The sequence below is a fragment of the Ensifer sp. EB106-05-01-XG146 genome, assembly GCF_058791875.1.
Genome location: NZ_JBYTDX010000001.1, coordinates 660,616 through 685,589 on the forward strand (window position 1 = coordinate 660,616; position 24,974 = coordinate 685,589).

28 protein-coding genes are annotated in these 24,974 nt (G+C 63.1%); 12 read left to right on the plus strand and 16 right to left on the minus strand.

The window, feature by feature from the left end:
• Nucleotides 1–138: 138 nt before the first annotated feature.
• Nucleotides 139–2,052: a HAMP domain-containing methyl-accepting chemotaxis protein gene (locus AC3WVQ_RS03095; RefSeq protein ID WP_090294738.1), complete on the minus strand. Its 1,914-nt coding sequence runs from the start codon at nt 2,050–2,052 to the stop codon at nt 139–141.
• Between the two features lie 382 nt (nt 2,053–2,434).
• On the opposite strand from AC3WVQ_RS03095, the gene AC3WVQ_RS03100 reads away from it, so the two are divergent.
• Nucleotides 2,435–2,824, plus strand: coding sequence for a DUF6152 family protein (locus AC3WVQ_RS03100; RefSeq protein ID WP_110818482.1), 390 nt, complete (start codon nt 2,435–2,437; stop codon nt 2,822–2,824).
• Nucleotides 2,821–3,300 carry a DUF6644 family protein gene (locus AC3WVQ_RS03105; protein ID WP_090294736.1) on the plus strand — a complete coding sequence of 160 codons (480 nt, stop codon included), beginning with the start codon at nt 2,821–2,823 and terminating at the stop codon, nt 3,298–3,300. Before AC3WVQ_RS03100 ends, AC3WVQ_RS03105 begins: the two co-directional genes overlap by 4 nt.
• A gap of 8 nt (nt 3,301–3,308) precedes the next feature.
• On the opposite strand, the gene AC3WVQ_RS03110 is transcribed toward AC3WVQ_RS03105, so the two are convergent.
• The 6 genes from AC3WVQ_RS03110 to betI all read right to left on the minus strand — a co-directional run bounded on the left by AC3WVQ_RS03110 (nt 3,309) and on the right by betI (nt 10,701).
• The gene (locus AC3WVQ_RS03110) at nt 3,309–3,944 is read right to left on the minus strand and encodes a flavodoxin family protein (protein ID WP_060516274.1); all 636 of its coding nucleotides are present in this window, start codon (nt 3,942–3,944) and stop codon (nt 3,309–3,311) included.
• A gap of 165 nt (nt 3,945–4,109) precedes the next feature.
• Nucleotides 4,110–5,003 carry a sigma-70 family RNA polymerase sigma factor gene (locus AC3WVQ_RS03115; RefSeq protein ID WP_060516273.1) on the minus strand — a complete coding sequence of 298 codons (894 nt, stop codon included), beginning with the start codon at nt 5,001–5,003 and terminating at the stop codon, nt 4,110–4,112.
• 219 nt (nt 5,004–5,222) lie between these two features.
• Nucleotides 5,223–6,872, minus strand: coding sequence for a choline dehydrogenase (gene betA / locus AC3WVQ_RS03120; protein WP_110818481.1), 1,650 nt, complete (start codon nt 6,870–6,872; stop codon nt 5,223–5,225).
• Nucleotides 6,873–7,101: 229 nt separating this feature from the next.
• Nucleotides 7,102–8,565, minus strand: coding sequence for a betaine-aldehyde dehydrogenase (gene betB / locus AC3WVQ_RS03125; RefSeq protein WP_034789204.1), 1,464 nt, complete (start codon nt 8,563–8,565; stop codon nt 7,102–7,104).
• A 1-nt stretch (nt 8,566) separates the two neighbouring features.
• On the minus strand, nt 8,567–10,102 hold the full coding sequence (gene betC, locus AC3WVQ_RS03130) for a choline-sulfatase (protein ID WP_060603930.1): 1,536 nt from the start codon (nt 10,100–10,102) through the stop codon (nt 8,567–8,569).
• Nucleotides 10,099–10,701 carry a transcriptional regulator BetI gene (gene betI, locus AC3WVQ_RS03135; protein WP_034789209.1) on the minus strand — a complete coding sequence of 201 codons (603 nt, stop codon included), beginning with the start codon at nt 10,699–10,701 and terminating at the stop codon, nt 10,099–10,101. Before betI ends, betC begins: the two co-directional genes overlap by 4 nt.
• A gap of 146 nt (nt 10,702–10,847) precedes the next feature.
• Between betI and AC3WVQ_RS03140 the strand changes: the two genes are divergently transcribed.
• Nucleotides 10,848–11,396, plus strand: coding sequence for an HdeD family acid-resistance protein (locus tag AC3WVQ_RS03140; protein ID WP_110818480.1), 549 nt, complete (start codon nt 10,848–10,850; stop codon nt 11,394–11,396).
• Between the two features lie 2 nt (nt 11,397–11,398).
• Here the strand turns inward: AC3WVQ_RS03140 and AC3WVQ_RS03145 are convergent, their stop codons facing one another.
• The gene (locus AC3WVQ_RS03145; RefSeq protein ID WP_060603933.1) at nt 11,399–11,971 is read right to left on the minus strand and encodes a TetR/AcrR family transcriptional regulator; all 573 of its coding nucleotides are present in this window, start codon (nt 11,969–11,971) and stop codon (nt 11,399–11,401) included.
• A gap of 83 nt (nt 11,972–12,054) precedes the next feature.
• On the opposite strand from AC3WVQ_RS03145, the gene AC3WVQ_RS03150 reads away from it, so the two are divergent.
• From AC3WVQ_RS03150 to AC3WVQ_RS03165, 4 genes are all read left to right on the plus strand, one after another.
• Complete coding sequence (locus tag AC3WVQ_RS03150; protein WP_112770437.1) at nt 12,055–12,456, plus strand: hypothetical protein; 402 nt, start codon at nt 12,055–12,057, stop codon at nt 12,454–12,456.
• A gap of 34 nt (nt 12,457–12,490) precedes the next feature.
• The gene (locus AC3WVQ_RS03155; RefSeq protein WP_051659152.1) at nt 12,491–12,925 is read left to right on the plus strand and encodes a DUF3995 domain-containing protein; all 435 of its coding nucleotides are present in this window, start codon (nt 12,491–12,493) and stop codon (nt 12,923–12,925) included.
• A 218-nt stretch (nt 12,926–13,143) separates the two neighbouring features.
• A complete protein-coding gene (locus AC3WVQ_RS03160) occupies nt 13,144–14,940 on the plus strand; it encodes a GGDEF domain-containing protein (protein WP_060603942.1) in 1,797 nt (598 codons plus the stop codon).
• Nucleotides 14,941–15,035: 95 nt separating this feature from the next.
• A complete protein-coding gene (locus AC3WVQ_RS03165) occupies nt 15,036–16,034 on the plus strand; it encodes an NAD(P)H-quinone oxidoreductase (RefSeq protein WP_110818478.1) in 999 nt (332 codons plus the stop codon).
• 12 nt (nt 16,035–16,046) lie between these two features.
• Here the strand turns inward: AC3WVQ_RS03165 and AC3WVQ_RS03170 are convergent, their stop codons facing one another.
• From AC3WVQ_RS03170 to AC3WVQ_RS03180, 3 genes are all read right to left on the minus strand, one after another.
• Nucleotides 16,047–16,343 carry a hypothetical protein gene (locus AC3WVQ_RS03170; RefSeq protein ID WP_034789220.1) on the minus strand — a complete coding sequence of 99 codons (297 nt, stop codon included), beginning with the start codon at nt 16,341–16,343 and terminating at the stop codon, nt 16,047–16,049.
• Between the two features lie 10 nt (nt 16,344–16,353).
• Complete coding sequence (locus AC3WVQ_RS03175) at nt 16,354–16,839, minus strand: NUDIX hydrolase (RefSeq protein WP_090294726.1); 486 nt, start codon at nt 16,837–16,839, stop codon at nt 16,354–16,356.
• Between the two features lie 89 nt (nt 16,840–16,928).
• On the minus strand, nt 16,929–17,666 hold the full coding sequence (locus AC3WVQ_RS03180; RefSeq protein ID WP_090294724.1) for a DUF3750 domain-containing protein: 738 nt from the start codon (nt 17,664–17,666) through the stop codon (nt 16,929–16,931).
• Between the two features lie 71 nt (nt 17,667–17,737).
• On the opposite strand from AC3WVQ_RS03180, the gene AC3WVQ_RS03185 reads away from it, so the two are divergent.
• A complete protein-coding gene (locus tag AC3WVQ_RS03185) occupies nt 17,738–18,745 on the plus strand; it encodes an asparaginase (RefSeq protein ID WP_090294723.1) in 1,008 nt (335 codons plus the stop codon).
• Between the two features lie 63 nt (nt 18,746–18,808).
• On the opposite strand, the gene AC3WVQ_RS03190 is transcribed toward AC3WVQ_RS03185, so the two are convergent.
• Nucleotides 18,809–19,561 (minus strand): DeoR/GlpR family DNA-binding transcription regulator, encoded by a 753-nt coding sequence (locus AC3WVQ_RS03190; RefSeq protein ID WP_090294720.1) that lies wholly within the window; start codon nt 19,559–19,561, stop codon nt 18,809–18,811.
• Between the two features lie 92 nt (nt 19,562–19,653).
• Here AC3WVQ_RS03190 and AC3WVQ_RS03195 point away from each other — a divergent pair, with 92 nt between their 5' ends.
• The gene (locus AC3WVQ_RS03195) at nt 19,654–20,025 is read left to right on the plus strand and encodes a hypothetical protein (RefSeq protein WP_060516262.1); all 372 of its coding nucleotides are present in this window, start codon (nt 19,654–19,656) and stop codon (nt 20,023–20,025) included.
• 261 nt (nt 20,026–20,286) lie between these two features.
• Entirely contained in the window at nt 20,287–20,907 is a 621-nt protein-coding gene (locus AC3WVQ_RS03200) for a glutathione S-transferase family protein (protein ID WP_090294820.1), read from the plus strand.
• Nucleotides 20,908–20,924: 17 nt separating this feature from the next.
• Here AC3WVQ_RS03200 and AC3WVQ_RS03205 read toward each other — a convergent pair whose 3' ends face one another.
• A complete protein-coding gene (locus tag AC3WVQ_RS03205) occupies nt 20,925–21,830 on the minus strand; it encodes a bestrophin family protein (protein WP_060516261.1) in 906 nt (301 codons plus the stop codon).
• A gap of 171 nt (nt 21,831–22,001) precedes the next feature.
• Between AC3WVQ_RS03205 and AC3WVQ_RS03210 the strand changes: the two genes are divergently transcribed.
• On the plus strand, nt 22,002–22,586 hold the full coding sequence (locus tag AC3WVQ_RS03210; RefSeq protein ID WP_090294818.1) for a dihydrofolate reductase family protein: 585 nt from the start codon (nt 22,002–22,004) through the stop codon (nt 22,584–22,586).
• Here AC3WVQ_RS03210 and AC3WVQ_RS03215 read toward each other — a convergent pair.
• Nucleotides 22,562–22,942, minus strand: coding sequence for an MmcQ/YjbR family DNA-binding protein (locus AC3WVQ_RS03215; RefSeq protein ID WP_034789228.1), 381 nt, complete (start codon nt 22,940–22,942; stop codon nt 22,562–22,564). The genes AC3WVQ_RS03210 and AC3WVQ_RS03215 overlap by 25 nt on opposite strands.
• A 40-nt stretch (nt 22,943–22,982) precedes the next feature.
• Nucleotides 22,983–23,177, minus strand: coding sequence for a hypothetical protein (locus AC3WVQ_RS03220; protein ID WP_034789229.1), 195 nt, complete (start codon nt 23,175–23,177; stop codon nt 22,983–22,985).
• 89 nt (nt 23,178–23,266) lie between these two features.
• Between AC3WVQ_RS03220 and AC3WVQ_RS03225 the strand changes: the two genes are divergently transcribed.
• On the plus strand, nt 23,267–24,205 hold the full coding sequence (locus tag AC3WVQ_RS03225; RefSeq protein WP_034789230.1) for a LysR substrate-binding domain-containing protein: 939 nt from the start codon (nt 23,267–23,269) through the stop codon (nt 24,203–24,205).
• A 29-nt stretch (nt 24,206–24,234) separates the two neighbouring features.
• On the opposite strand, the gene AC3WVQ_RS03230 is transcribed toward AC3WVQ_RS03225, so the two are convergent.
• Entirely contained in the window at nt 24,235–24,897 is a 663-nt protein-coding gene (locus tag AC3WVQ_RS03230) for a glutathione S-transferase family protein (RefSeq protein WP_090294718.1), read from the minus strand.
• Between the last annotated feature and the right edge of the window lie 77 nt (nt 24,898–24,974).

The window sequence follows — 24,974 nt, forward strand, 5'->3', positions numbered from 1 at the left end:
TCTGCCTCTCAGATCGAAAAGCAGCGAAAAACCGAATATAGGCTAGTAATTTACTAGATTTAATACTGTATGTGGCAAAAGCTAGAGACGCGAACCCTGCGGCTCGCGTCTCCTTGTTTTGCGGCCGAAGCCTGATCGTCAGAACTCCGCCCAGCCGTCCTCCTGTGGTCGCGCGCCGCCGCGATAGGCGCCGGCGAGCTTGCGGGTCAACGCACGTGCGGGCGAGGGGGCTGCACTTTCCGTGGCACCACTTGCCACGAGGCGTGGTCCTGCCGAAGAGCCGATGCCGGTCCTGAAGCGCATCAGGAGGTCGTTGAGCGCGCCGGCCTCGCGGGCAAGGCTGTGGCTGGCGGCGGTCGATTGCTCCACCATCGCCGCATTCTGCTGCGTGCCCTGGTCGATGGCATTCACCGCCGTATTGATCTGCTGGATGCCGGCTGCCTGTTCGCGGGCGCTTTCGACGATCGCCGTCACGTGGTTGCTGATCTCCTTGACCTCGACGATGATGCTTTCGAGTGCCGCGCCGGTCTCTCGCACCAGGGTGACGCCGGATTTGACCTGCTGGCCGGATGTGGCGATCAGCACCTTGATCTCCTTGGCAGCCTGAGCCGAGCGCTGGGCAAGCTCGCGCACTTCCTGGGCGACGACGGCAAAACCCTTGCCCGCCTCACCGGCGCGAGCCGCCTCGACGCCGGCGTTGAGCGCCAGGAGGTTCGTCTGGAAGGCGATGTCGTCGATCACGCCGATGATGCTGGAGATCTCCCGCGACGAGGCTTCGATGCCGCTCATGGCGGTGACGGCATTGCCGACGATTTCGCCGGATTTCTCCGCAGCACCACGGGTGCGGATGACAAGCGTGCCCGCCTCTTCCGCGCGCCGGCTGGCATCGGCGACGGTGGTGGCGATCTGGTCGAGCGCGGCTGCGGTTTCCTCGACCGAGGCGGCCTGTTGTTCCGTGCGCTTGGAGAGGTCGCCGGCGGCGGAGCGGATTTCGCTGGCGCCGGCATTGATGCTGCGGGCATTCTCCCCGACCGAGCGCAGTGCCTCTTCGAGGTTGGTGACCGAGCTATTGAAGTTGGTTCGCAGCGCGTCGAGCCGTTCTGCAAGCGGCGTGTCGATGCGGAAGGTCAGATCACCTTCGGCAAGGCGATCGAGACCAAAGCCGAGCGCGCTGACTGCCGCCCGGACCTCGGCCGCCTCTTTCGCCTTCTGTGCCTCGCGCTGTTCACGCTCGCGTTCCGACAGCGAACGACCGGCTTCGGCCTCTTGCTCCAGCCGCTCGCGTTCCAGCGCATTGTCTCGGAAGACGGCGACAGCGCCGGCCATCTGGCCGATTTCGTCGCGGCGACCTTCGCCGAAGATCAGTGCCTTGAGATTGCCGGCGGCAAGCTGGCGCATGGCTTCGCGCAGGCTCGTCAGCGGGCGCAGCAGGCCGGCAATGACGAACCAGACGGTCGCGCCAAGCATGAGCAGGGCGAAGCCTGCAATCACGCTTTGCCAGAGTGTCAGGTTGTCCTTCTCGGCATTCGCCGCTTCGAGCTCGCCGTTAGCCTCGGAAAGCTGCAGCTTGATCAAGTCGCTGATTGGCGCGGCGAGGGGATCGACTGATGAGTAGAGCTTGGTATCGACAAAGCGTTCGAGTTCGGCCTTGTCCTGACGTTGCATGATCTGCACGAGATCGCGGATCGACGCATCACTTGCGATGCGCGCCCTGTCGAAAATCTCGGTCAGCGTCTTTTCCTCCGGCGTGAGCCGTGTGGCTTCGTAGGTGCGCCAGCGCGTATCGATGGTCGCAAGCGCCGTGTCGATCGCTTTTGCGCCGGCCGCCCAGTCCAGGGCGCCGCTGCGGACCTTATGGGTCGTGTCGACGATTTCGACCGCATACATGTCGGACACCGTCTTCAAGTGGTCGACCGGCAGCAACCGGTCGGCGATAATCGATTCGGTGCGTTTGGAGATGGAAGTCAGCGCACTGAAGGCCGTAACGATCATGACCAGCATGGCGACGGCGAGCAGGGACAGACAGACGAGCAGGCGTGCTTTGATTGTCATGAATAACGCTCCGCGGTTGCCCGCAAGGCAAATCATCCTCGGCCGATGGCCGCGGGCACGGCCGCAAAGGCATCGGTAAGTGAGCTCGCCTTGGCAGGGGAGTGATGTCGATGATGGGATGGAGCACGCGATATTACGCGGCGAAACTGCCGTCATGGCATGTTCGCCCAGCGTTCACTCCGTCTCATATAGACATAACAACCGGAGATTAAGAATGGCTAAATTTTAAGCTGTTGATTAAAGTTCGCGCAACCCAAGATTATCGCAACCATAGGCGGTGGCTGTCTGCGATGCTCAAGAAGTGTTGAAGACCGCGTCCTTTCGCAAACCGCTCTTCGGGTTCAAGCTGCCACCTCTCCGAAACAGGCGAAGGAGCAGGGACATGTTGAATGCCATTTCACGCCGTGGCGTTGTCGCAATCATCCTGACGGGGCTTCTGGTTACCGGCGCCTATGCCCATCACGGATGGTCCTGGGCCGAGGCCGACCAGATCGAGCTCAAGGGCACCATCCGCGAGCTCTCGATGGCGCCGCCGCATCCGACCTTACAGGTGGAGTCGTCCACGGATGGCATGTGGCACGTCGAACTCGGCAATCCCCGCCAGACGGAGCGCTCAGGCTTTGTCGAGGGATCGGCCAAGGCCGGTGACGAGATCATCGTTCTCGGCAACCGTTCGCTCGACCCGAACGAAAAGCGCATGAAGGCGGTGCGCATCACGGTCGCCGGCAAGACCTATGACATCTATCCGGAACGCATCCGGGCCGGTGGATGAGCGGCGCGGAACTCGTCGAGTGGATCGCCGGCTGGCCGGTGGGCGCGGCGCTCAGACGCTCGGCGATCCTCTATCTTGTGGTCAACGCGGCTCATATTCTCGCGATCGGCCTGCTCATCGGCGCGATCGTACCGCTTGATCTGAGGCTGCTCGGGCTTGTCGGTGATGCGCCCGTCGCGGTGCTTGGACCCTTTCTGGCGCAAGCGGCTGCGATCGGCCTGGCGATCGCGATCGTCACCGGCTTTTGCCTCTTCAGCGTCAGGCCTTCGGCCTATCTCGCCAATCCGGCGTTTCTGACCAAGCTCGCGCTGCTGGCAATCGGAACGCTCAATGCACTGTCGGTCCGCGCGGGTACGGCCTGGTCGGTCGCGCGCGCAGGGGGAGCGGTTGCGTTGCGCCTGCGTGCGCAGGCGCTTGCCTCCTTGGTCACATGGCTGGGTGCTCTGCTCGCCGGCCGCTGGATCGGCTTTCTCTGACGCTGATCCTATCGCTCGCCTGCCGTTCTCCACGCAGGAAGGGCAGGCTCCTGTTCGACCGTTCTTCCTCGCACGAACTGCAGCGTTGTCTCGGCCACGCGTTGGCCGAGATGACTTGCCGTCTCAAGATCGGATGGTGGCGGCGCCAGATCGGCGCCCTGGTCGACATAGGACTGGGCGCCGGCGCCCAGCCAGAAGCCAAGCCGGTTGAGATCGTCAGGTGATCCTTTGGTCGAGTGGTTGGCCGGTGGTAGGTCGAGGTTGATCCAGTGCATGCCATGCTGGGCAGCAAAGAGAGCAAGTTGCATCAGCGTCGCGAGTTTATCGCCCGAGGCGGTTCCCGAGTTGGTGAAACCGGCAGCAAACTTGTTTTTCCAAAGGTAGCCCTTGGCCATCACGGCACTGGAACTCGCTTCCTGAAATGACTTGAACGCGGCTGACTGGCCTCCGACATAGGTCGGCGTGCCGAAAATGATCGCCTCGGCCGAGCGGAGATCGTTCCAGCGTGCCGGTGCATCCTCAACCGCTAGGAGCAGACCTTGTGCGCCGTCGACGCGCTCGATACCGGCTTTAACAGCCCTGGCCTGGCGTGCCGTGTGCCCGTATCCGCTGTGGTAGATGACGGCAATGCATATGTTGCTCATGGTTTGGTCTCCTATGGTTTGGTGTTGGGCCTGCCGAGCGAGTAGAGGCACGCGCCTTCGGCGCGTGGCAGGTTAAGTTTGTTTGGAGCAGGGGCGATCAGCAGAGCTGTCGGCTCTGGTGCCTGTGCGCGGGGGCGCGATCGTTAGGGCGCGGTCACCCGTCGCTCAATGAACGGCCGGAGCATCGAGATATGTCAGCGCTTCTGGGAGGTGTTTTAGCTTGTCCGGATTGCGCGTGACATAGATGACGGTGATTCTATCCCGCTCGATCTCGATCGCGGTGGTCTGCAGGACCCCGTCTTCGATGGTGATAAAACCAGGCAGCCCATTGATGAATTCGTAACGCACGAGCCGCGACATCGCCCGGGCAAAGATCAGCCTCAGCGAGGCGTGCAGCATTATCACCTCGTCTATTCCGACGATCGGCCGTCTTGGCGCCACTGTCTTGCCGCCGCCGTCGGCATAGACGATCGCGCCGGTCGCAAGCAGCGAACGAAGCTTGTGCAAATCGCCGCCACGGGAAGCGGCAAAGAAGGCGGCGGCGATTTCCATGCCCTGTTCCCGTGGCATCGCAAATCGGCGGCGGGTCTCGCGGACATTGACACGGGCACGGCTGGCCAGTTGACGGCAGGTTGCTGCCTTGCGGCCGAGCGTCTCGCCGATTTCATCGAAGCTGACACCGAAGACGTCGTGCAGCAGGAAGGCCGCTCGTTCCAGCGGCGACAGGCGTTCCAGTGCCATCATCAGAGGCAGGGTAATGTCGTCTAGTTCGTCGCACTGCTCGACGACCGGTTCCGGCAGCCATGGCCCGAGGTAGGTTTCGCGCCGCCGCCGTGCCGACTTCAACTGGTTGAGGCAAAGGCGTGTCACGATCCGGCCCAGAAACGCCGATGGTTCTTTGACGGCCGCACGGTCGGCGTTCAGCCAGCGCAGGAATGCTTCCTGTACGACATCTTCGGCTTCGCTGACGGAGCCCAGCATGCGATAGGCGATGCGGATCAGTCGCGGGCGTACCGCGCCGAAGGTCGTTCTGACGTCTTCGTCGGTCATCCCGGCCATCACGCGCCCCGCTGCGATATGGCGCGGCCGGCCCCGAAATGGCTAGCGCGCACACGGGGCCATGATGGCATCACCGCTGCGGCGTTCCCATGCGGATCGGGCTTCGCTGTCATCTTCGTCTCCTTCATCTCAAGCACTCGAGAAGACAAGACAAGATAACACCGGCGAATGTGACATGCGGCTGTCGGTCGCCGGCAAAAAAGTTCGCCTTGCGGCGAACTATCTGTCGCTGACCTGCCAGCGCGGGTTGATCCACGGTTCCTGGTTCGATCTGGCGAGGGGCTGCTTGCCGAGAATGTGGTCGGCCGCCTTCTCGCCGGTCATGATCGACGGGCTGTTCAAGTTGCCGTAGGTCACGTGCGGGAAGATCGAGCTGTCGGCCACACGAAGGCCTTCGACACCGATGACGCGGGTCTCCGGATCGACCACCGCCATCGGGTCGTCCTTGGCACCCATCCGGCAGGTGCCGCAGGGGTGGTAGGCGCTTTCCAGATGCTCGCGCAGGAACGCGTCGATCTGTTCGTCCGACTGGACTTTCTCGCCCGGCTGGATCTCCGGACCGCGATAGTGGTCGAAGGCTTTCTGGCCGAAGATCTCGCGGGTGAGGCGCACGCAGTGGCGGAACTTCTCCCAGTCCTCCGGGTGGCTCATATAGTTGAAGCGGATGACGGGGTCGGCCATCGGATCGGAGGAGCGCAGCGTGACGTTGCCGCGCGACTTCGAGAGGTTGTAGCCGACATGCACCTGGAAGCCGTGGGTGTTGGCGGCCGCCTTGCCGTCGTAGCTGATCGCCACCGGCAGGAAGTGGTACTGGATATCTGGCTGCTTGACGCCGGAGGCCGAGCGCAGGAAGGCGCAGGCCTCGAACTGGTTGGAAATGCCGAGGCCCTTCTTGAAGAACAGCCACTGCGCGCCGGCAACGCCTTGCCAGAACCAGGGCAGCCAGGAATAGAGCGACACGGGCTTGGTCGAAATCTGCTGGAAATAGAACTCCATATGGTCCTGAAGGTTTGCGCCCACGCCTGGTCGGTCAACCTTCACCTCGATGCCCATGTCCTTCAGGTGCTCGGCCGGGCCGATGCCCGAGAGCATCAAGAGCTTCGGCGAATTGAACGAGGAGGCCGAGACGACGACCTCACGGTTGGCCTTGACGACCTCGATCTTGCCGCCGCGCTCGATCTCGACCCCACTCGCCCGGCCGTTCTCGATGATGATCCGACGGGCGAAGCAACGCACGAGCGACACGTTCTGCCGCTTCATCGCCGGCTTCAGATAGGCGTTTGCCGCCGACCAGCGCCGGCCCTGCCAGACGGTCTGCTCCATCAGCCCGAAGCCTTCCTGCTTCGAGCCGTTATAGTCATCGGTGAGTTCGAAGCCGGCTTGCTGGCCGGCCTCGATAAAGGCATGGAACAGCGGATTGTGGACCGGGCCGCGTTTAACGTGCAGCGGTCCGTCGGTTCCGCGCCAGCCGGCTTCGCCGCCGTGGCTGTTTTCCATGCGCTTGAAATAGGGCAGCACATCCGCATAGGCCCAGCCGCGCGCGCCGAGTTCTTCCCAGCGGTTGAAGTCTTCCGCATGGCCGCGCACATAGACGAGGCCGTTGATCGAGGAGGAGCCGCCGATCACCTTGCCGCGTGGCGCGGTGATGCGGCGGTTGTTGAGGTTCGGCTCAGGCTCAGACAGATAGCCCCAGTTGTAGCGCTTCATGCTCATCGGCCAGGCAAGCGCTGCCGGCATCTGGATGAACGGCCCCGCATCCGTGCCGCCATATTCCAGCACCAGGACGGTATTCTTGCCGTCTTCTGAGAGGCGATAGGCGAGCGCCGAGCCGGCGGAGCCGGAGCCGATGATGATGTAATCTGCCTGCATAAGCGTCGTCTTTCTCTAGCGTCTCTAGAACCGGCTGGTCTTGCGCTGCTCTCTCGGCCCCTCATTCCCGTGCCTGTCACAGGAAGTCAGCCAAGCGACGTCTGTCGCTTGAAGACTCTTGTGCGTCACCGATGTGGCGCTGCTGGATCCCCGGAGCTCGCTACGCTCGCCCGAGGATGAGGGAGGTAAAACAGCCGCCTCTCAAGGGGGGCGGCCGCAGCCCCAATACTCAATACGGCGCCTGCACCGGTCCCATGCCGACATAGACGGTCTTCAGCTCGCTATAATGGTTGAGCGCCGCGACCGAATTCTCGCGGCCGAAGCCGGATTGCTTGGAGCCGCCGAAGGGGATTTCCACCGGGCAGAGATTGTAGGTGTTGATCCACAGCGTACCGGCCTCCAGCTGGTCGACGACGCGGTGGGCGCGGGTAATGTCGGCGGTGAAGACGCCGGCCGAAAGGCCGAATTCGGTGGCATTGGCGCGGGCGATCACCTCGGCCTCGTCGTCGAAGTCGAGCACGCACATGACAGGCCCGAAGATTTCCTCGCGCGCGATCGTCATCCCGTCGGTGACGTCGGCAAAGACCGTCGGCTGGATATAGGTGCCTTCGGCATTGACCGCATTCGGAATGCCGCCACCGGTCACCAGTCGCGCACCTTCGGCCTTGCCCTTCTCGATATAGGAGAAGACCTTGTCGCGCTGCGGCGCCGAGACCATCGGCCCGAGCTGCGTTGCCTCGTCCATCGGGTCGCCGATGACGATCGCCTCGGTGCGGGCTTTGAGCCGCGTCAGGAACTGTTCCTTGATGCCCTTGTGCACGAAGACGCGGGTGCCGTTCGAGCAGACCTGCCCGGTCGAATAGAAATTGCCGAGCATGGCGCCGCCGATGGCGCTTTCGAGGTCGGCATCGTCAAAGACGATCAGCGGCGACTTCCCGCCGAGTTCCATGGTGACGTGCTTGAGTTCGGCCGCTGCTGCACCCGCCACCTTCTTGCCGGTCGGGACCGAGCCTGTCAGCGACACCTTGGCGACGTCAGGATGGTTGACGAGCAGGGGCCCGGTGGTGCGATCGCCCTGGATGACATTGTAGAGGCCCTTCGGCAGACCGGCTTCGACGAGAATTTCGGCGATCTTCAGGGCGCCGAGCGGCGTGTTTTCCGAGGGCTTGAAGACCATGGCGTTGCCGGCGGCGAGCGCCGGCGCGCCCTTCCAGCAGGCGATCTGCTGCGGATAGTTCCAGGCGCCGATCCCGACGCAGACGCCAAGCGGCACGCGCTTGGTATAGGCAAAGTCGCCGCCAAGCGGGATGTAGTCGCCATTGAGGGCGGTGGCGATGACGCCGCCGAAGAACTCGAAACTGTCGGCGCCGGAGGTCGGATCCGCGACGATCGTCTCCTGGATCGGCTTGCCGGTGTCGAGCGTTTCGAGCTCGGAGAGCTCGCGGTTGCGCTCGCGCATGATCTCGGCGGCGCGCTTAAGGACCCGGCCGCGCGCCGTCGGGCTCATAGCCGCCCATTCCGGCTGGGCGCGCTTGGCAGCGGCAATCGCCTTTTCGACGATCGCCGGCGTTGCCGCATGCAGCCGGGCGATCACTTCGCCGGTCGCCGGGTAGATGCTCTCGATGACAGTGCCTTCGATGTCCTCGACATATTCGCCGTCGATGAAGTGCGAGGCTTGCGGTTGGGCTTTCATGTCATTCTCCCCGCGGATAGCGTTTGGATTCCTCGAGATTGTCGAGGTTCATATGGTTGCGCATGTAGCGCTCGGATGCCTTCTGCAGCGGCTGGTGATCCCAGGGGTAATAGGCGCCGTTCCGGAGCGCCTCGTAGACCACCCAGCGCCGGGCCTGGCTTTCGCGCACGGCCGCATCGAAACCTTCCATGTCCCAATGGGCGGCGCACATGTCCTGGAACGCCTGCAGGGTTGCCGCCTGTACCGGCGTTTCGGGCTTGGCAGCGAGGTTTGTCAGTTCCAGCGGATCCGCTTCGAGATCGTAGAGCTGGTCGGGATCGAGCGCACAGTGGATGTATTTCCATTTGCCTTCGCGGATGGCGACCAGCGGCGCGTAGGAGGCTTCCGCCGCATATTCCATCAGCACCGGCTCTGAGCGCTCCTCGCCGTTGATCATGGGCACCAGGCTGATGCCATCGGTCCAGGGCTTGACCTCGTCCATGGTAATGCCGGCGAGGTCGGCAAGCGTCGGCGTCACGTCGAGATTGGAGGTCGGCGCCAAATGCAGGCCGGGCGTCACACCCGGTCCGGCGACCATCAGCGGCACGCGGGCAGAACCCTCGAAGAAGTTCATCTTGAACCACAGGCCGCGCTCGCCAAGCATATCGCCGTGATCCGAGCAGAAGAGGATCAGCGTGTCGTCGAGCATGCGGGTGCGCGTCAACGTATCCAGAAGTTCGCCGACCTTTTCGTCAAGATAGGAAATGTTGGCGAAATAGGCGCGGCGCGAGCGGCGGATGTTGTCTTCCGTCAGGTCAAAATTGACGTAGTCGCAGGAATGCATGATGCGCTTGGAATGCGGATCCTGCCGGTCGTCCGGCAGCATGCCGACCTCGGGCAACAGATGCTCGCAATCCTCGTAGAGGTCCCAGAACTTCTTTCGCGCCACGTAAGGGTCGTGCGGGTGGGTGAACGAGACTGTCAGGCACCAGGGGCGGCGCTCCGCGTCATCGTTTTCGCGCGACAGCTGGTAGAGCTTCTGGTTGGCAAGGAAGGCGACCTCGTCGTCATATTCCATCTGGTTGGTGATCTCGGCGACGCCGGCGCCGGTGACCGAGCCGAGATTGTGGTACCACCAGTCGATGCGCTCGCCGGGCTTGCGATAGTCCGGCGTCCAGCCGAAATCGGCCGGGTAGATGTCGGTCGTCAGCCGTTCCTCGAAGCCGTGCAGCTGGTCCGGGCCGACGAAATGCATCTTGCCCGACAGGGCCGTGTAGTAGCCGGCGCGGCGCAGGTGGTGTGCATAGGTCGGGATCGACGACTGGTACTCGGCGGCGTTGTCGTAGACGCGGGTGCGACTCGGCAGTTGCCCGGCCATGAACGAGGCGCGGGCAGGGGCGCAGAGCGGCGACGAGGTGTAATTGTTGCGGAACCGGGCCGAGCGGGCGGCGAGTGCCTTCAGGTGCGGCGCATGCAGGAACGCGGCCGGTCCGTCGGGAAAGAACTTTCCGTTCAGCTGGTCGACCATGATGATCAGGATGTTCGGTCTTGCGGTCATGCGGCCGTTCCCTGGTATGTGAGCCGATCGATGTGCGAGGTGACATAGTCTTCGGTGAGCGCGATCGAAGCCTCGATGCTGATCGGCGCGGAGCGCAGACTCTGGCGGATATAGAGCCCGTCGATCATCGCAGCTGCGCCTTCGGCGATGCGTTCCGCGTCATCATCGGCACAAAGCGTCTTGAGGCTCGCCAGCAGATTGGATCGCAGGCGCCGGGCATAGACCACGAGCAGCCGCCGCACCTCTTCCGAGCGCTGCGCTTCCGAGTAAAAGGCAAGCCAGGCGGCGATCGTATCAGGGGCGAACTGGCTTGCCTGGAAGGAGACGCGGATGAGCGCGCTCAGCCTTTCGCGCGGGCCTGCCACGGTGCGGAGCGCCGTCACCGTGTCGTCGCGCAATTGCCTTAGAAGGCTGCGGATGGTCTCGATCAGCAATTGTTCCTTGCTGCCGAAATAGTGGTGGGCAAGGGCAGGGGAAACGCCGGCGTGGCGGGCGATCTCGGACATGGTGACGGCAAGCGTGCCCTGATCGCCGATCACGCGCAGCGCTGCGTCGACCAGCGCCTTGCGGCGCACCGGTTCCATCCCGACCTTTGGCATCCGTCTCTCCCTTGACGATGATCAGTCTATTTTTGATTGACTCATCAATCAATAAAAATCGACTGTGTTTTCACTTTCCTTTTGTGCAGAAATCCGGCTCAATCCCCGCGTTAGCGATCTCGCGTTGCAAAGGACTGGAGGTTGAGATGACCCACGCATTCGATCGAGCCGACAAGTCAGCGGTTGCCGGTAAATGGGGGTGGTTCGTCGCCCTCGGCGTGCTGTTGATCATGTGCGGCGGCCTTGCCTTCGGCAATCTGCTGATGGCGACGGTCGCGTCCGTCTATTATGTCGGGATCATCATGCTGGTCGGCGGGCTGTTCAATCTCGCCCACGCCTTTCAGGTAAAGGGCTGGGACAGCGTGCTCTACTGGGGCCTGAGCGGCGCCTGCTATACGATCGCCGGCCTTTTTGCCTTCATCAATCCCGTGCTCGCCTCGTCCTTCCTCACCTTTATCATGGCGATCGCCTTGATCGTCGCGGGTTGCTTCCGCATCTGGGCTGGCCTGAAGCTCAGGCCGCTGCAGGGCTGGGGCTGGGTTGCACTCGGCGGTCTGGTCACGCTTGTGGCCGGCCTGATCATCGCTGCCGGCTGGCCGGTCAACAGCCTCTGGATCCTCGGCCTGTTTCTCGCCGTCGACCTCGTCATGCAGGGCTTGTCGCTGATCGCCTTCGGCGTTCTGGCCAAGGGCTGAGTTTAGCGCGAGGTGCTGCCGAGCAGCGCCTCGAGCAGCCGGAGCAGATCGCCGCGAAGATCGGCAAGACCGTTTGCAGCGAGCGCCTCAAGTCCGATCAGCGCGCCGTAGAGCGCGCTGGCGCCGCTGTGGCTCTCACTTGACGAAAATCCGCAATGACCGAGCAGGTCGGCAATGTAGCCAAGGCGGCGTTCGTCGACGGACTTAAGGGTCATGGCGGCCATGGTGTCGAAGCGCGCCCATTCGCGGACCGCGCCGTCCGTCAGCAAGCCGCCATAGGGAAGGCTGCGTTCGTCGGTCGCGGCATGCACCAGCAACCGCAATCGCTCCTGCGCCGTTACTTCCACGGCTTCGATTTCCGCGATGATCGCGTCTGTCGCTTCGCGCGCCCAATGGGCAAGCATCTTTGCCTTAAGATCCGGCACATCCTTGAAATGCCAGTAGAAGGAGCCCTTGCTCACCTTCAGGTCGCGGGCGATCGCCTCGGCCCGGATCGCCTGCACGCCGCCGGTCGTCAGTGCGCGGAAGGCGGCCTTGATCCAATCATCGCTCGTGAGGGTACTTTTTGTCGTCATGGCCTTCCATACGTCAGCGTATTGACTGATGCAACCAGGTCGCGTACATACGCTGCCGTATGGTGAAGATTGGAGGCGAAGGCATGAGCAAATGGCTTCTGGCAGCGGGCATCCTGTCCCTGGCGACAACGGGCATTCATCTCTTTGCCGGCGGGCCGGAGGTGCATGTGCCTTTGCTTGCAAGCAGCCCCTCGGCGCTGCTTAAAACCTATGTCTCGCTTCTCTGGCACGCGACGAGCGCCATCCTCCTGATCAACAGTATCGCCCTGCTGTTTGCCGCCGTGAACGGGCGTTACCGTGCGCCGTTGGCCGCTGCGGTGATCGTGCAATATCTCGCCTATGCGGTGCTCTTCATCGGCTACGGGTTTGCCTATCTCGGTTCTCTCTCGACCACGCCGCAATGGGCGGCCTTTCTCCTCATGGCCGCGCTCGCGGCGATCGGCGTGCGGTCGGGCAAAGGGTCTCCCTCAACCGTGACCGCTTGAGGCGGTCCGCCCACAGGCAAGCAAGGAACCCATCATGTTGGCGGCAATCGCGATCCTGCTTTTCCTCGTTCTTTCCGGTATCGCCGGGCTGCATGCCTACTGGGCGTTCGGCGGACTTTGGCCCTGTGACGACGAAGAAACGCTTGTCCGCACGGTGGTCGGCACGAAGCACCGGTCGGCGATGCCGCCGGTCTGGCTGACGCTGGTCGTCGTCGTACTCCTCTTTGCGGCGGCGCTCCTGCCATTGTCCGTGACGCCCGTCTTTGCAGGGCTTTTGCCGCCGATCCTCGGCCATGGCGGCCTTGCGGGGCTTGCCGCCATCTTCGTCGCCCGTGGCCTCCTGGCCTTCACCACCGCGTTCCACCAACGCCACGGCACGGAGCCCTTCGTGACGCTCGACCGTCGCATCTACGGTCCGCTCTGCCTGGTCATCGGTGCCGGATACCTGACATTGCTCGTTCTCGTCTGAACCATCCTGGCGCGACGGTCAGGATGGGGCAGACGCCGACCGATCGCAGGACTTGCTCATGAAACTACTGATTTCATTAGAGTGTTTGCATCTGATTGGCGCAGTTGCGGCTGTCACATAGCTTTCATCAAAGCTTCATAATGGGGAAAGACTTCGTTGACGCTTGCTGGCCATGCTGCCGGCGTTCGACCGTCCGTCCCATATTTCTGGAGCCCGGCATGTCCGCCGCCCCCGCCGAAATTCTCTCGTTGCGCCGGTTTGGCGACGACCAGATCGTAACGCTCGCCAAGCTGGTGATCGAAACCGCCTTCCAGCCGATCGCAGAAGCGGCGACCGGCACCGTCTTCGGCTACGAATCCCTGATGCGCGGCTTTCAGAAACTCGGCTTTGCCTCGCCGCTGGAGCTGCTCGACAAGGCGGAAGAAGAAGGGCAGCTGCTGGCGCTCGAACACATGATCAACAGTCGCGCCGTCGCCGGCTTTGCGACGCTGCCCGATCATTCCGCACGCACGCTGTTCCTCAACTTCGACTCACGCCTCGTTGGCGGTGAAGGCGACATCGTCGAACGCCTCGTCAACCACTTGAAGCGCGCCAATATCGCCCCGTCGGCACTCTGTTTCGAGCTTTCCGAGCGCTTCGATGGCGGCAAGATGCCGGATTTCTCGGCCCTCGTGCGTGATCTCCGGCTTGCCGGTTTCAAGCTGGCGATTGACGATTTCGGCGCCGGCTTCAACGGGCTGAAGCTGCTCTGCGACCAGCCGGTCGACTATGTGAAGATCGACAGACACTTCGTCTCGGGCATCGAGGCCGATGCCCGCAAGCGCCATCTCGTCCGCCACACGGTCAACACCGCCCATGTGCTCGGCACGCGGGTGATTGCCGAAGGTGTGGAGACGGAGGCGGAGTTTCTGACCTGTCGCGACCTCGGTTGCGATCTGGTGCAGGGTTATTACGTCGCCCGGCCGACGACGCATCTGAGCGAACTTCTGCCTGCCTATCCGCATCTCGACCAGAGCGTCGCCAGCCGGCGGTCCTCGTCTTCGCTGGACGGCATCCTGATCCGCAAGCAGATCGAGCAACTGCCGACCGTTCGCGAAAGTGACGAACTCGATTCCGTCTTCGATCTCTTCCGGCGCAATCCGCGCCAGGGATTCTTCCCGGTCCTGAACGCCAATGGCGAGCCGCGCGGCATCCTGCACGAGTATCACGTCAAGGAGTTGATCTATCACCCTTTCGGCCGCGATCTCCTGAAGAACCGGATCTACCAGCGGCGGATTTCGCACTTCGCCAGCCCGGCGCCGATTGCCGATCTCGACACGCCGGCGGATGAAATGCTGAAGATCTTCGCCGGCATGGACGGCAGCGATTGCCTGATCCTGACGGAGAACATGCGCTACGCCGGCACGCTCTCGGCCTCGTCGCTCTTGAAGATTATCAACGAAAAACAATTGAAGATGGCCCAGGAGCAGAATCCGCTGACGGGTCTGCCCGGCAACCGCGCCATCCGCGACTATGTCCAGGACGCGATCCTCGACGGCGATCATGCGCGTTACTTCTGCTATTGCGATTTCGACGACTTCAAGCCCTTCAACGATACCTACGGTTTCCAGAAGGGCGATCTCGCGATCACGCTCTTTGCCGCCCTGCTGCGCCGCCATTTCATCGGCGAGGAGAAATTCCTCGGCCATGTCGGCGGCGACGACTTCTTCGTCGGTGTCAGCGGCTGTTCGGTCGAGGAGCTGGAAGCGGTGCTGAACCGCCTGCTCGACGATTTTCGCTCCGACGTAGGCCAGCTCTATTCGCCGGAGCATCAGGCGGAGGGCCGCATCAGCGGCTACGGCCGTGACGGCTCGGCGAAGGATTTTCCGCTGATGCGCTGCTCGATCGCCGTCCTTGGGCTGCCCGAAGGCTTTGTTTTCTCCGACGCCCAGGCCGTCAGCGCCCGCATCGCCGAGATCAAGTCGCGCGCCAAGGCGAGCGATACCGGTCTTGTCATGGATGCACTCGGCGGCTGAGCTGCGCTTTCGACGGCCGGTCGTTCGACAATCAGCCTTTTCGCCTCGCGTTTCCGGCGCTACCTATGCGCCTTGAGAATTCGCGAGGTAGTGCCATGTCTCTTCCATTGGAAATGCAATTCGTCGACCTTCCAGCCCCGGGCGGGCCTGAAAACATGGTGCTCGCGAAGGGGCCGTTGCCAGAGCTCAAGCCGGGCGACATCCTCGTTCGGGTGGAGGCGGCGGGCATCAACCGTCCCGACGTTTTGCAGCGCAAGGGCGACTATCCGCCGCCGCCGGGCGCAAGCCCGATCCTCGGCCTGGAAGTGGCGGGAGAAGTCGTGGCGCTCGGCGAGGGGGCTCAAGGGTTCCGGATCGGCGACAAGGTCTGCGCGCTCGCCAATGGCGGCGGCTATGCGGAATATACGGCGGTGCCCGCGACCCAGGCGTTCGCCTGGCCTAGGGGCTATGACGCCGTGAAGGCGGCCGCCCTGCCGGAAACCTTCTTCACCGTCTGGGCCAATGTCTTCGATATGGCCGGGCTGAAAGCGGGCGAAACCATCCTCATCCATGGCGGCTCCAGCGGCATCGGCACGACGGCGATCCAGCTCGCCAGGGCCTTCGGCGCCGAGGTCTTCGTCACTGCCGGCAGCACCGAGAAATGCCGCGCCTGCGAAGCGCTCGGCGCCAAGCGGGCGATCAACTATCGCGACGAGGATTTCAAGACGGTCGTTCTCGAAGAGACCGGCGGGCGTGGCGTCGATGTCATTCTCGACATGGTCGGCGGCCGCTATTTCGACCGCAACATCGGTTCGCTCGCCAAGGACGGCCGTCTGTCGATCATCGCCTTCCTCGGCGGCGCCAAGGTTGAAGGGGCGAACATCGCGCCGATCCTGACCAAGCGGCTGCATGTCATGGGCTCGGCCTTACGTCCGCGCACGGCGGCGGAAAAGCAGGCGATCCGCGACGGTCTGGTTGAGAAGGTCTGGCCGCTGCTGGAAACTGGCAAGGTCGCGCCGGTCATCCATTCCGTCCTGCCCTTCAGCGCGGTCGCCGACGGCCATCGCCAGATGGAGCAGGGCGACCATGTCGGCAAGATCATCATGTCCCTGTGATCGGAACGATCGTCAGGCCTGTGATCGGCGGCGAAGAGGAAAACGATCTTCGACCATCGTCGCCCTTGTAATCGCTGATGGATCGCTTACCTTCAAATCATCAGCAACGAACAGAAAGGAAGGTGGTCCAATGTCTAATGAGATTTCGGTCTTGGTGAAGGGCATGGAAGAGGTGAAGGTGTCGAGGCAGCCCTCGGCATAATCCCCGCCTTCCTTCGGGTCTGAAAGCCCGGGCCAGTCATACGGCCAAAACTCATGGAAGGGTCGCCTCGCGCGGCCCTTTTCCATTTTTAGCACTTGGCTCAGCATCAAGCCTCGCCTAACCGGCCGATCCGACCGGCGCCGTTTCCTGGATCAGCAGCCAAGGGTTCGGTTCGTTGTCGACGAACTCGTCCCGGATATGCTTCAGCACTTTCCTTTGCCCGGCAAAGGGCACCATGCGGAGCGCTTCGTCAAAGCTCACCCAGCGAAACGCGCTGTGTTCGGCATTGAGCCGGACCGTGGCGCCCTTGGCTGCAAAGCCGACGAAGACGGGCAGCAGGCTAATGGCATTGCGGTCGGCCTCGTAAAACTGCTCGCAGATGTCGGCGGAATAGAAACGGTCGGGCCGCAGGCCCGTTTCCTCCTCGACTTCGCGCAGGCCCACCTGCCAGGCCGTTTCATTCGCTTCGATCGCGCCGGCGACTTGGCACCAGGTTCCCGCAAGTGTTCCGGTGCGCTTGAGAAGGAGAACCTCGAAGGTGCTCCCAGCCGGGCGGAGAACGACAACCGAAACAGCAAAGCTCCTGATCGGTATTTCATGCATGCGGGCGCGTCCTCCTGATTCGACCGGCGCACCATGCAATGCAAACCACCGGCGCTCAACCTAAGCGATGGCCCGTCAAGCCTGGACCATCATATGCCGATGCGTCCGATCGCCGGAACCTTGATGCCGGGATTGGCGAAGTCGAAACCGGCGACAAGGCCGAAGAAATGCAGCTCGAGGCCGCTGCGAACACCCGCGGAGATACCGGCCAGGCCATAGAGCGTCGCGTGCAGGTCGCGCCCGTCGGCATCGATCTGGAACAGCTTTCCCTCCGGCAGATAGTCGCGGCCGACTGCGTCCGGCGGCAGCACGGCGCCGAGTTCCGGTACGGTTCGCAGCACGTGGGCGACGAAGGTGTTGGAGTTCGGGCCGGGCCAGATCCGGTAGCCGCCAGGCGAAGCGTAAGGGTAGGCGGCGATCGCCGCCTCGATCTTCGGGATCAGCCGCGTGGCGTCAGCGCCGGTCACCGAGACGACCAGCCGCGGCTCGTTCGAGTACCAGCGTGCATCCGCCGGATAGCCGTTCTTGCGGATCGGTTTGCCCCAGCCGACCTTGTCGTAGCGATCGTAGGTGGCAGCGCCCTCATTCTTGGTCACGATCCAGGCGTGGCTCGCGACAGCACCCTTCATGCCGCCCGTGGTCGCCGAGAACACGTAGATCGCCGCGTCCGCGCTTTCCGTTGCCTTCGGCAGGATCCCGGCCGAGGACCAATCGGCGTCGCGCCAGCTTTGCGGCCGGTCCTGCATGTACCACCAGCCGGCCGAGGCCAACGCCGGTAGCAGGTAGATGACGAGAAAAGCAGCGGCCAGCCTGCGGGCGAATTTCATGAAAACTCCGTTCCTTGCCGGTAAAATCCTGCTAAATGCACGGAGCAATTTCGGATATTTGAGGGCAAGGCATGTCAAATCCCGTTCTCGTCGAAGTTACCCGCGGAAACCTCGTCGAAAGCCTCCACCGCGGCGTGGTCATTGCCGTCGACGGCGACGGCCGGACCGTCTTCTCGCTGGGCGAAACCGACAGCGCCGTCTTCCCGCGCTCGGCCTGCAAGGCGATGCAGGCGCTGCCGCTGATGGAAAGCGGCGCGGCCGACGCCTACGGCTTCGGCAACCGGGAACTGGCGCTTGCTTGTTCGTCCCATTCCGGTGAGCCGGAACATGTGGAACTGGCCGCCAAGATGCTGGCCGCCGCAGGCCGCGATGTCTCGGCGCTCGAATGCGGCGCCCATTGGTCGTCCGACCAGAAGACCCTGATCGGCCAGGCCCGCAGCCTGGAAGCGCCGACGGCGCTGCACAACAATTGCTCCGGCAAACATTCCGGCTTCATCTGTGCCTGCTGCCATTCGGGCACGGAGGTGAAGGGTTATGTCGGCTACGACCATCCGCTGCAGCGCGAAATCCGCGGCGCTATGGAAAGCCTGACGGGTGCGATCCTTGCCAAGGACAATTGCGGCGTCGACGGCTGCTCGATCCCGACCTATGCGGTGCCGCTGAAGGGGCTCGCACACGGTTTCGCGAAGATGGCGACCGGCGTCGGCCTTGAAGCCGAGCGCGCCCGCGTCTCGCGGCGGCTGATCGAGGCCTGCATGGCCGAGCCCTTTTTCGTTGCTGGCACCAAGCGCGCCTGCACGCGGCTGATGAAGACGGCGCCCGGCCGCATCTTTGCCAAGACCGGGGCGGAAGGTGTGTTCTGCGCCGCCATTCCGGAAAAAGGCATCGCGATCGCTTTGAAGTGCGAAGATGGTACGACCCGGGCTGCCGAAGCCATGGTCGCGGCAACGCTTGCCCGCTTCTTCAGGGACGAGCCCGAGCTGCACGCGGCGCTGATGGCGCAGGCCAACCATTCCATGCACAACTGGAACGGCATCCATGTCGGCGACGTCAGAGTGACCGACGCTTTCGCCGCCTGAACTGTGGCGGGCCGTCTCGGCCCGCTCACTTTCCCGACGTTCCGCTGTCGGCGCAGTGCGCCATCAAGCGCCGATGATCGCAATGTCCGTGCCGTCATAAGGGGCGAGCATGTCGTCGCTGATCTCGTTGGGAACGATGAAGCCCGAGAGCTCAGGGATCGCGGCCACGTGGTGCGGCGAGACCGCATCGAATTTTTCCACCGTTGCGAGCACATAGGTTTCCGCGGCCTGGCCGAGGATCGCCCGCTTGACGGCCGCCTCCTCGAAGTCGCCGGTTGAAACACCGTGGGCCGGGTGAATGGCGGTGACGCCGAGGAAGAACAGGTCGGCTCGGATGCCGGCAATCGCCGCAAGCGCTGCTGCTCCCGTCGCGACCATCGAATGCTTGTAGAGCCGCCCGCCGATCAGGATAACCTCCGCTTCGTGGCGCTCGAGTTCGGCGGCGATCGTCGGGCTGTGGGTGACGACGGTCAGCCGCATGTCGCGCGGCAGCGCCCGGGCAATCTCTGCATTGCTCGTGCCGCCATCGAGAAAGATTGTCTGACCGGCTTCGATCATCGCAGCCGCCTTTTGTCCGAGCCGGCGTTTGACGTCGCCGGCGATCTCCTGACGCGCCGCAAAGTTGGGCAGCGGCGGCACCAGAGGCAGCGCGCCGCCGTGCACGCGCTTCAGCAGTCCCTCCGCCGCCATTTCGCGCAGATCGCGCCGGATCGTGTCCTCGGACAGGTTCAACTCGTCAGCCATGCGCTTGGCGACGACCTCGCCATCTCGCGCCAGCCGCGCCGAAATCAAAGCCCGCCTCTGTATCGTCAGCATGAAATGTCTCCTTGACTCTTCACGATATTGCACGAAATATCACGATTATTCCAGAATAATCTGGATCGTTCATAGCATCTCGGGAGAGAAAAATGCTGATCTTGATCGCAGGCCCCTATCGTTCGGGAACCGGGGACGACCCGGCGAAAATGGCCGCCAACCTGAAGCGGCTGGAAGAGCCGTCCTATGCGCTGTTCAAGGCAGGCCACGTGCCGATGATCGGCGAGTGGGTGGCGCTGCCGGTGTGGCATGCGGCTGGCGGTGCGCGGATCGGTGACGATCTCTATGAGGAGATTTTTCATCCTGTGGCGGGCCGGTTGCTGGCGCTTTGCGAGGCGGTTCTGCGCCTGCCGGGCGACAGCAAGGGGGCCGATAACGACGTGCGCATTGCCCGCGAGCGTGGTATTCCCGTCTATTATCGCCTGGAGGACGTACCCGGCTGCAGCGAGCCGCTGGTCGCGTGAACGTGCAGGCCCGGCAGTTGTAGCCTGCCGGGCCCCCCCTAAACGAGGGCGGACGGCAGTGATCTGCGGCGCCTTGCCACTTCTGCTTGTCAATCGGGGTGACTTCCTTTCTTCTGCAGCCGGTCTTTGCTTTGGAGCGACACGGCAGGAAGCGTGCGGTTCTCCGCTCGCATGCCGCTTCTATCCATGGAATTGACAGAGCCGGTTCGGTCCATCGACATCACGTCAACCGGTCCGCATGATCGCAGAGGAGAGCTCAAAGTGTTGAAACTGTTCTACGCCCCCGCAACCTGTTCACTGGCTTCGCATATCGCGCTGGAAGAAGCGGGCGCCGAATACGAGGCGCGCCGTGTCGATTTTTCGACAGCCGAGCAGACCAAGCCCGACTATCTCGCGGTGAACCCGAAGGCGCGGGTCCCAGCGCTCGTGACCGACAGGGGCGTCATCACCGAAACGCCGGCGATCCTGACCTATATCGCGCAGGCCTTTCCAGCTGCGAAGCTCGCTCCGGCGAACGACGCCTTCGCCTTCGCGCAGTTGCAGTCGTTTCTGAATTACCTCTGCTCGACGGTGCATATTGCCCACGCCCATGGCCGCCGTGGCGCACGCTGGGCCGACGATCCGGCCGCGCATGAGGCGATGAAGGCCAAGGTCGCCTCCAACATGACCGCCTGCTACGAACTGATCGAAAGCAAGATGTTCGAAGGGCCGTTCGTTTTTGGCGACAGCTATTCGATCGCCGATCCCTATCTCTTCACCGTCGCCGGCTGGATCGAGCCGGACGGTGTGGATCCCGCGCGCTTCCCAAGAATCGTCGATCACCGCAACCGCATGACGGCACGTCCGGCCGTCGCCCGGGTGCTGGCGATGCTGAAGGTCTGACGCCTCGGCAGTTGCGGCTACATCAGGATGTAGTTCTTCGGCTGCGGTAGAGGCGGAAGGTTGGTCTCGCCCAGCGCCTCGCGCAGGTTGATTTCGATGGTCTCGGCAAGCGCAACGATCGGCAAGTCGTTCGGCAACACGCCGAACGGCTCCTCCAGTTCGTCGCCGAGCGCGTCGAGGCCGAAGAAGGTGTATGCGACAAGCGCGGTGACGAAGGGCGTCGCCCAGCCGAGCGCATCGGCAAAGCCGAAGGGCAGCAGAAAGCAGAAGAGATAGGCGGTGCGGTGCAGGAGCAGCGTATAGCCGAACGGCACGGGGGTGTTGCGGATCCGCTCGCAGGCCGCAAGCATGGCCGACATCTTGCCGAGCGTGCCATCCAGCTGCGCCCACTGAAAGTCGCTGATCGTGCCGGTTCCGTGCAGTCCGGCGAGAATGCCGCCCATTTCGCGCAGCAGAAAGTCCGGTCCGTTGCGGCTTGCCTTGTAGCCGGCAACGAGATCTGTCGGCAGCCGCGCTAGCGGTCTACCGACATCGCTTCCCGGCCGCAGATGGCAGACCAGCGCGTGGCCAAAGGCGATCGTGATGTCGAGCAGGCGCTGCCGCTCGGTTCCGGCAAGGATCAGCGTCTGGCGGGCGAGGTCGCGTGCGGTGAAGATCAACTGTCCCCAGTCCTTCCGCGCCTCCCACCAGCGGTCGTAGCAGGCATTGTTGCGGAAGCCGAGAAACACGGAGAGCGCGATGCCGAGCAACGCGAAGGGGCCGCTGCTGACGCTCGGCACCAGGCCGGGATCGACGCGGTGCGCCCAGACGACGAAAGCGGAGAGCGCAAAGACGAACAGCACTTGCGGAAAGATCCGCTGGATGACCGAACCCCGGAGGATGAAGAAGAGTTTCAAAAGGGTGGGGCGGTTGCGAACGATCATGGAAATACCTGTCCGGCTGTTCGCTTAACCGGTATAGGCGCCGGCTTGGAAATGGAAGAGCCGTCCGTTCGGCGACGTCCCTCGCGTAACCAGGATTATTTTGCCTGGGATGTCGGGCTTCCTGTCTGCCGCGCGTCCTTGGCGTGTAACGCCAACAGGGAGACAATGACGATGCGCAAGGTGGTTGCAGGCATGCAGATGTCCATCGACGGTCTGATCGACGGGCCGGATGGCTATACGGACTGGGTCGATTCCTGGTCGGATACGTTCGACCTCCTGCCCGAGATCGACGCCTGCGTCCTCGGGAACGGCATGTATTCGGGCTACGAGCAGTATTGGAGCGCGATCAAGCGCGACCCGCAAGCGCCGCTGGAGTTCACCGGCCAGTTGCCGACGCCCGAAGAAATCGAATATACGGACTTTGCGCTTGGCACGCCGCATTATGTCCTCTCGAAAACCCGTTCCGACGTCGAATGGGAAAACGCCAGGATCGTGCGCGACGTCTCCGAAATCGAGACGCTCAGGCAGGCGCCGGGCCGCACTATCTATGTCGTCGGCGGCGCGCGCACGGTGTCGAGCCTGATGGACCACGGCCTGATCGACGAACTGCGTCTCACCATCCACCCGCTCGTGGTCGGCAAGGGCAAGGCGCTGTTCGACACCGTGGCGGAGCGCCATCATGTGCAGCTCGATAACGTGAAGCGACTGGATGGTGGCAAGGTCTGCCTGGTCTACAAGGTCGGCGGCGGAGCCTGACCTGGCTCGAGGAAGCTCGCGGCGAGCCGCCTTGGCGCCTTCTCGCGCCAGGCGGCAACCAGCCGCCCGGTTAGGCTTTGGTCGTCGATTTCCGAAAGCCGCACCAGCATAGCGGGCCAGCCCTTGTAGTGATCCGTTTGAAAGTAGAGCCCCGGGTCGAGCTCCAGCAGCATTTCCTTTTCTTCGAGCGCGCACATGACGACCAGCGTCTCGCCATCCTTCATGCGCACAAAACTCTTGTCTTTCACCAGCAGCGCCGGCGTACCGTAGGACGTGCCGATCGTCACTTCGGGCAGGCCTGCGGCCTCCGCCAGCCTGACGACACGGATGAAGTTGCGCTCGAGATCGTCGCTCATCCGGCCAGCATATCATAGTGCAGCTTCAAAGCCGCAGGTCCTAGAGGCGGCTGCCGGTGCACTCCGCCGTGCGTGGCCACGGCCAGCCCGGGAAGGGCAGGTCACCGAGTTCGCGCCCATCCATCCGTTCGAGATCCGGATGCTGCAGCGGATCGCGCGCCCAGGCGAGCGGCGCATCGTCCTTTCGGTCGTCGGATGTTTTGAGCGGCGTCAGTTTCGAGAGAAGCCTAAACATGGCGGACCATCCTTTCGATGCTTGGATGATCCGCCTGTCCTGTCATCTTTTCAATTGAGAATGGCAGAGATCGTGTTTAGAAAAACTATATGAGAGATCTGAACACGGTACATTTGAACGGGCTGCGCGCCGTCGAGGCTGCCGGCAGGCTGGGATCGCTGGCCGCCGCGGCGGACGAATTGGGCGTGACCCCTGGCGCCGTCAGCCAGCAGATTGCCAAGGCGGAGGCCCAGCTCGGCCGCGTGTTGTTCGAGCGCACCCCGCGCGGCCTCCTGCCCACCGATTTCGGCGAGCGCTTCCTCGCGCGCATCAGCAACGCCTTTCACGAGCTGGCAGAGGCCGTGGCTTCAGCGCGCCGCCGCGACGAGTCGGTGCTGACCATCTCGGTCGCGCCGGTCTTTGCCGCCCGCTGGCTGGTCTATCGGCTCAACCGTTTTGCCGAACGCCATCCCGACATTCGCCTGCGCATCGACGCGACGACAAAGCTCGTCAATCTCGACACGTCGGATGTGGATGTCGGCATTCGCGTTGGTACGGGCGAGTGGCCGGGCGTGAAATCCGAGCCGCTGTTGCAGCAGGAGGTTTTTCCGGTCTGTTCGCCGGCCATGGCCGAAGGGCTTCGGAAGCCTGCAGATATTCTAAAACTGCCCGCTGTTATTGACGGCCATTCGATGTTCAGCTGGGAGGTGTGGCTCCGCGAAGTCGGGCTCTCGGGCGCGGAAGTGAACGTGCGCCACACCTTCAATGAGGCGTCGCTGGTGCTCGATGCCGCGATCTCCGGCCAGGGGGTGATGCTCGCCTGGCAGACACTCGCCGGCTTTGCGATCGCGCAGGGCAGCCTTGTGGTACCGTTCGGCATCCGGGTGCCGACGGGCTTCGGCCACTACTTCGTCAGCGCGCCGTCACGGCGCGAAAGCAAGGCCGCCAAGGCGTTCAAGCGCTGGGTTCGTGATGAGGTGGAGGAGGGCATGCGCCTGCTCGACATCAAGGCGCCGCGCGTTCGCTTCGACGCGGCGACCATGGGCTGATCGCAGGGAGGCCCCCCCTTATTGACCGCTCAGTCCGCCAGTTCTTTCAGGCGTTCTTCCATCATCGCCTTGAAGGCCGGGCGGGCATGGCAACGGGCAAGCCAGGCCGAAACCCGCGGATGCTTGTCGAACAGCTGCGTCTGGCTCATGGCGTAGCGGAAGACCTCCGCAAGATTGAGGTCGGCGACGGTGAAGCGATCGCCGACGAGATAGTCGCGTCCGTCGAGGTGGCTTTCCATGCGGGCAAAGACCTTGTCGAGCGACGTCACGCATCTGGCGATCATCGCCTTGCCTTCATCCGTGTTCTCGGCGCCGTAGTCGTAGGTCAGGATGATCTCGACGGTGTGCGGCTCGACCTCGGTCGCCGCCCACATCGTCCAGTTGCCGATCAAGCCTTCCTCGGCGATATCGGCAGGCGCCAGTGGGCCGCCATACTTGCGCGCGAGATAGAGATTGTTGGCAAGCGATTCCGTCAGCACCACGCCATCATCCTCGATCGCCGGGATCAGCCCCATCGGATTGACGGCGAGGAAGGCGAGCGACTTGGTGTTGATCGGCGCATCAGCAGCCAACGGATCGGCGACGCGGCGTGCCTGGATGACCGGTACCGATTGGAAAGGGATGCCGAGTTCCCGCGCCATCCAGTAATTGCGCGATGCGCGCGAGCGATAAACCCCATAGATCGTCAGCATGCCGTGTTCCTCCCGTCCTGTGTTGTCGCCTGTCTTAGGCAAGCACCGGGAGTGACGGAAGCGGGCGGCGCTGATAG

Excerpts from the sequence above, each read along its gene's own strand:
- AC3WVQ_RS03095 (WP_090294738.1), bottom strand. The coding sequence starts at position 2,052 with ATGACAATCAAAGCACGCCTGCTCGTCTGTCTGTCCCTGCTCGCCGTC.
- AC3WVQ_RS03100 (WP_110818482.1), top strand. The coding sequence starts at position 2,435 with ATGTTGAATGCCATTTCACGCCGTGGCGTTGTCGCAATCATCCTGACG.
- AC3WVQ_RS03105 (WP_090294736.1), top strand. The coding sequence starts at position 2,821 with ATGAGCGGCGCGGAACTCGTCGAGTGGATCGCCGGCTGGCCGGTGGGC.
- AC3WVQ_RS03110 (WP_060516274.1), bottom strand. The coding sequence starts at position 3,944 with ATGAGCAACATATGCATTGCCGTCATCTACCACAGCGGATACGGGCAC.
- AC3WVQ_RS03115 (WP_060516273.1), bottom strand. The coding sequence starts at position 5,003 with ATGGCCGGGATGACCGACGAAGACGTCAGAACGACCTTCGGCGCGGTA.
- betA (WP_110818481.1), bottom strand. The coding sequence starts at position 6,872 with ATGCAGGCAGATTACATCATCATCGGCTCCGGCTCCGCCGGCTCGGCG.
- betB (WP_034789204.1), bottom strand. The coding sequence starts at position 8,565 with ATGAAAGCCCAACCGCAAGCCTCGCACTTCATCGACGGCGAATATGTC.
- betC (WP_060603930.1), bottom strand. The coding sequence starts at position 10,102 with ATGACCGCAAGACCGAACATCCTGATCATCATGGTCGACCAGCTGAAC.
- betI (WP_034789209.1), bottom strand. The coding sequence starts at position 10,701 with ATGCCAAAGGTCGGGATGGAACCGGTGCGCCGCAAGGCGCTGGTCGAC.
- AC3WVQ_RS03140 (WP_110818480.1), top strand. The coding sequence starts at position 10,848 with ATGACCCACGCATTCGATCGAGCCGACAAGTCAGCGGTTGCCGGTAAA.
- AC3WVQ_RS03145 (WP_060603933.1), bottom strand. The coding sequence starts at position 11,971 with ATGACGACAAAAAGTACCCTCACGAGCGATGATTGGATCAAGGCCGCC.
- AC3WVQ_RS03150 (WP_112770437.1), top strand. The coding sequence starts at position 12,055 with ATGAGCAAATGGCTTCTGGCAGCGGGCATCCTGTCCCTGGCGACAACG.
- AC3WVQ_RS03155 (WP_051659152.1), top strand. The coding sequence starts at position 12,491 with ATGTTGGCGGCAATCGCGATCCTGCTTTTCCTCGTTCTTTCCGGTATC.
- AC3WVQ_RS03160 (WP_060603942.1), top strand. The coding sequence starts at position 13,144 with ATGTCCGCCGCCCCCGCCGAAATTCTCTCGTTGCGCCGGTTTGGCGAC.
- AC3WVQ_RS03165 (WP_110818478.1), top strand. The coding sequence starts at position 15,036 with ATGTCTCTTCCATTGGAAATGCAATTCGTCGACCTTCCAGCCCCGGGC.
- AC3WVQ_RS03170 (WP_034789220.1), bottom strand. The coding sequence starts at position 16,343 with ATGCTGAGCCAAGTGCTAAAAATGGAAAAGGGCCGCGCGAGGCGACCC.
- AC3WVQ_RS03175 (WP_090294726.1), bottom strand. The coding sequence starts at position 16,839 with ATGCATGAAATACCGATCAGGAGCTTTGCTGTTTCGGTTGTCGTTCTC.
- AC3WVQ_RS03180 (WP_090294724.1), bottom strand. The coding sequence starts at position 17,666 with ATGAAATTCGCCCGCAGGCTGGCCGCTGCTTTTCTCGTCATCTACCTG.
- AC3WVQ_RS03185 (WP_090294723.1), top strand. The coding sequence starts at position 17,738 with ATGTCAAATCCCGTTCTCGTCGAAGTTACCCGCGGAAACCTCGTCGAA.
- AC3WVQ_RS03190 (WP_090294720.1), bottom strand. The coding sequence starts at position 19,561 with ATGCTGACGATACAGAGGCGGGCTTTGATTTCGGCGCGGCTGGCGCGA.
- AC3WVQ_RS03195 (WP_060516262.1), top strand. The coding sequence starts at position 19,654 with ATGCTGATCTTGATCGCAGGCCCCTATCGTTCGGGAACCGGGGACGAC.
- AC3WVQ_RS03205 (WP_060516261.1), bottom strand. The coding sequence starts at position 21,830 with ATGATCGTTCGCAACCGCCCCACCCTTTTGAAACTCTTCTTCATCCTC.
- AC3WVQ_RS03210 (WP_090294818.1), top strand. The coding sequence starts at position 22,002 with ATGCGCAAGGTGGTTGCAGGCATGCAGATGTCCATCGACGGTCTGATC.
- AC3WVQ_RS03215 (WP_034789228.1), bottom strand. The coding sequence starts at position 22,942 with ATGAGCGACGATCTCGAGCGCAACTTCATCCGTGTCGTCAGGCTGGCG.
- AC3WVQ_RS03220 (WP_034789229.1), bottom strand. The coding sequence starts at position 23,177 with ATGTTTAGGCTTCTCTCGAAACTGACGCCGCTCAAAACATCCGACGAC.
- AC3WVQ_RS03225 (WP_034789230.1), top strand. The coding sequence starts at position 23,267 with ATGAGAGATCTGAACACGGTACATTTGAACGGGCTGCGCGCCGTCGAG.
- AC3WVQ_RS03230 (WP_090294718.1), bottom strand. The coding sequence starts at position 24,897 with ATGCTGACGATCTATGGGGTTTATCGCTCGCGCGCATCGCGCAATTAC.